General features: G+C 49.4%; 2 protein-coding genes and 1 pseudogene. 2 read left to right on the top strand and 1 reads right to left on the bottom strand.

All coding sequences use genetic code 11. The features are described from left to right. Window positions 1–748 precede the first annotated feature (748 nt). On the top strand, window positions 749–820 hold the full coding sequence (gene ypdK, locus ACSZPU_RS24065; protein WP_099458783.1) for a membrane protein YpdK: 72 nt from the start codon (window positions 749–751) through the stop codon (window positions 818–820). 73 nt (window positions 821–893) lie between these two features. Here the strand turns inward: ypdK and alaC are convergent, their stop codons facing one another. Next, entirely contained in the window at window positions 894–2,138 is a 1,245-nt protein-coding gene (alaC, locus tag ACSZPU_RS24060) for an alanine transaminase (protein WP_499004056.1), read from the bottom strand. Window positions 2,139–2,527: 389 nt separating this feature from the next. Between alaC and ACSZPU_RS24055 the strand changes: the two are divergent. Beyond that, window positions 2,528–3,802 (top strand): annotated as a pseudogene (locus ACSZPU_RS24055) (LytS/YhcK type 5TM receptor domain-containing protein); the annotation flags it as partial. Between the last annotated feature and the right edge of the window lie 69 nt (window positions 3,803–3,871).

Here is a 3,871-nt window from a genome sequence, read left to right as displayed (position 1 = left end):
CGGGCATCGTGAAAAGTCTATGTCAAAGAAAGGGTTATGTTCTCATAATTGACGATTAAATCGCACCTTCCTTAAATGATGCCGCTTTATATGCTAACTGTTCTTATGCAATCAAGATTCGTCCAGCACATTATAAATAAATTTAATCTCTTTTCTTAAAAACTGTTTTGAGATAATTCAAGAACGAAGCAAATTTCTGCACAACAATAACAATCATTCGCATAGTGGCAGCCACAACGATCAGGCTATTTTTACAACTATAGAACAGGTTCTCACCGGTTACATACATAGTCGGGAAAACAGGTGCGAAAGGTGTCGTCCACACAACCGTCGTGAAATAAAAATTGCATCGGCAATGGATAAATCTGTCATCACTTCGACAGGGCTCAGGTTTACTAAGTGTGCTAACGATCACAAAAATAACCTTGTAATTCAACGGTGAAATTACAGGTTTCAGCCATGTACAACGCGTCGCTCACCCCCCATTTATTCCGTAGAGAAATTAATCTGTCGCCAAAGCCCGACACTCTGTAAGTTACGGAAATTATTTAAAAAAATGGCCCTTGTAAGGCATAAAAATTAGGCGTACATTAGCCTCCGTCTGGTGCGATATGCACCAAGAATTCTGAGATGGGGCTGTAGCCGAAAGGGAGAAAATTCCCATTTTCAATTTGGCGTAGTTTCACCTCTCTATACTCAGTCCTGATCTGGTCATGAATGCATACTTATGTATGCGGAGCGATGAAGCGTGAAATATTTCTTTATGGGCATTTCGGTGATGGTCATTGTTTGGGCCGGTACATTTGCCCTGATGATCTGAGCAATATCAGTAGAACGAAAAGAAGAACAGGAGCCATCTGGCTCCTGTTTTCATTGGTGCGGATGTACGTATTTTATTCTTGCTCAGCGTCTTCCGTCATGGATTTTGTCGAGGCCGGAAGCAGGCCATCAGCGCGGAACATCGCTTTAATGCCCCTGACTGCCTGGCGAATACGATCGCGGTTTTCAATCAGAGCAAAACGCACATGGGTATCGCCATAATCACCAAAGCCAATGCCTGGTGAGACGCAAACTTTCGCGTCTTGCAGCATTTTCTTCGCGAATTCCAGCGAACCCATTGCCGCATAAGGTTCCGGGATTTTCGCCCAGACGTACATCGACGCCTTCGGCATTTCAACCATCCAGCCAGCCTCATGCAGCCCTTTTACCAGCACATCGCGACGACGTTTGTACTGTGCGGCAATGTCTTTGACGCATTGCTGATCACCTTCCAGCGCGGCAATCGCAGCCACCTGCAGCGGCGTAAAGGTGCCGTAGTCGTGGTAGCTTTTGATACGCGCCAGCGCATTGACCAGCGTTTTATTGCCAACCATAAAGCCAATACGCCAGCCCGCCATGTTGTAGCTTTTGGAGAGCGTAAAGAACTCGACTGCCACATCGCGCGCGCCAGGCACCTGCATAATCGACGGCGCTTTCCAGCCGTCATAGACGATATCGGCATAGGCCAGGTCGTGAACCACCAGCACATCGTAACGTTTTGCCAGGGCCACCACTTTTTCGAAGAACTCCAGCTCTACGCACTGGGCGGTCGGGTTGGACGGGAAGCCCAGAATCATCATCTTCGGTTTCGGGTAGCTTTCGCGAATTGCACGTTCCAGCTCATTGAAGAAATCAACGCCTTCCACCAGCGGAACAGAACGCACCTGAGCGCCAGCGATCACCGCACCGTAAATATGAATCGGGTAGCTGGGGTTTGGCACCAGCACCGTGTCGCCATGGTCCAGGGTTGCCAGCATCAGATGCGCCAGCCCCTCTTTCGAACCGATGGTCACAATCGCTTCGCTTTCCGGGTCGATATCAACCTGATAGCGGTCCTGATACCAGCGCGAAATAGCGCGACGCAGACGCGGAATGCCGCGCGAGGTGGAATAGCCGTGCGTATCCGGGCGCTGGGCAACCGTACAGAGTTTTTCAACGATATGCGCAGGTGTCGCGCCATCGGGGTTACCCATGCTGAAATCGATAATATCTTCGCCGCGCCGACGCGCAGCCATTTTCAGTTCAGCAGTGATATTGAAAACGTAAGGGGGGAGACGATCGATACGCGTAAAACGGCGTTCAGGACTGAATTCAGCCATAACTTCCTCAGATTAACGTTAGCGCCCGGACCGTCCGAGCGACGCCGCCACGGTTGTGGCGTTTCTTGAAAATAGCCTGAAAAAAAACCTGCTGTCGAGAGGAAATGTAAAAAAATTTATCGCAGAAAAAAGGGGAAGCCACAAAAAAAGCTAAAAAGAAAATTCTGCCAATATTGAAAAATACACACCACTAAAATTAACAAATTGATATCAATGAAATTACGTTGTTATAAGACATTTTTTCACATGTGGCGAAAATTCTTCCGACCTGCAGCAATCCCCTTTTAAGGAAGTGGTTTTTCCTCATTGCCGAATACGTGTACCTGACTGGTCATTGGCGGCGATGTTTTTTATCATAGCTTTTTCACGCCTTTTACATGAGCTTTCCCGTGCACGAAATATTCGACATGCTGCTGGCGGTTTTCGATCGCGCAGCGTTGATGCTGATCTGCCTTTCCTTCCTGATCCGTATCCGCCTGTTCCGCGAACTGCTGCATAAAACGGCGCACACACCAAAAGAGTTACTCGGCGTCACTGCGATCTTCTCAATGTTTGCACTGTTCAGCACATGGTCCGGCGTACCGGTCGAAGGCTCTCTGGTGAATGTGCGCATCATTGCGGTCATGTCCGGCGGCATTTTATTCGGCCCCTGGGTGGGTATTATCACCGGGGTGATCGCCGGGATACACCGCTATCTGATTGATATCGGCGGCGTAACGGCCGTCCCTTGCCTGATAACCAGTATTATCGCGGGCATTCTCTCCGGCTGGATCAACCGCAAAATCCCGAAGGCAAAGCACTGGAGTGTGGGGATTATCGCCGGGATGCTGTGCGAAACGCTGACCATGACGCTGGTAATCCTGTGGGCGCCGACGACCGCACTCGGGCTGGATATCGTGTCGAAAATTGGCGTACCGATGATTCTCGGCAGCGTGTGCGTGGGCTTTATCGTTCTGCTGGTACAAAGTGTGGAAGGCGAAAAAGAGGCCATTGCCGGGCGCAAGGCCAAACTGGCGCTGGATATCGCTAACAAGACTCTGCCACTGTTTCGCAATGTGAATAACGAATCGTTACGCAAGGTCTGCGATATTATCCGCCGGGATATTGATGCCGATGCCGTGGCTATCACCAATGTTGACCATGTGCTGGTGTATGTCGGTGTGGGGGAAGATAACTACCGGGATAACGACGATATTATCAGCCCGACAACCCGACAGGCGATTGATACCGGGGAAATCATCATTAAAAACAACGATGAAGCCCACCGGACCCCGCAGATCCACTCCATGCTGGTGATCCCGCTATGGGAAAAAGGGATCGTCACCGGCACGCTTAAGATCTACTATTGCCACGCGCATCAGATAACCTCCTCGCTACAGGAAATGGCGGTGGGCCTGTCGCAGATTATCTCGACACAGCTGGAGGTTTCCCGCGCCGAACAGCTGCGTGAGATGGCCAATAAAGCGGAACTGCGTGCGCTGCAAAGCAAGATTAACCCGCACTTTCTCTTTAACGCCCTGAATGCGATTTCGTCCTCTATCCGTCTCAATCCGGACACCGCCCGCCAGCTGATTTTCAACCTGTCACGTTACCTGCGTTATAACATTGAATTAAAAGACGATGAGCAGATTGATATCAAAAAAGAGTTCTACCAAATCAAAGACTAGGCTGTGTCCCTTAATCACCTGAGTTATAGTAACTGTCTTTTTCAACAACATATTGAACTATGGCTC

It is taken from the genome of Phytobacter sp. V69, assembly GCF_965644215.1.
Lineage (GTDB): Bacteria > Pseudomonadota > Gammaproteobacteria > Enterobacterales > Enterobacteriaceae > Phytobacter.
The sequence above is the reverse complement of the archived record's forward strand: the minus strand, read 5'-3'. Positions and strand labels throughout refer to the sequence as shown.

Coding starts and splice junctions, on each gene's coding strand:
- alaC (WP_499004056.1), bottom strand. CDS start 2,138: ATGGCTGAATTCAGTCCTGAACGCCGTTTTACGCGTATCGATCGTCTC.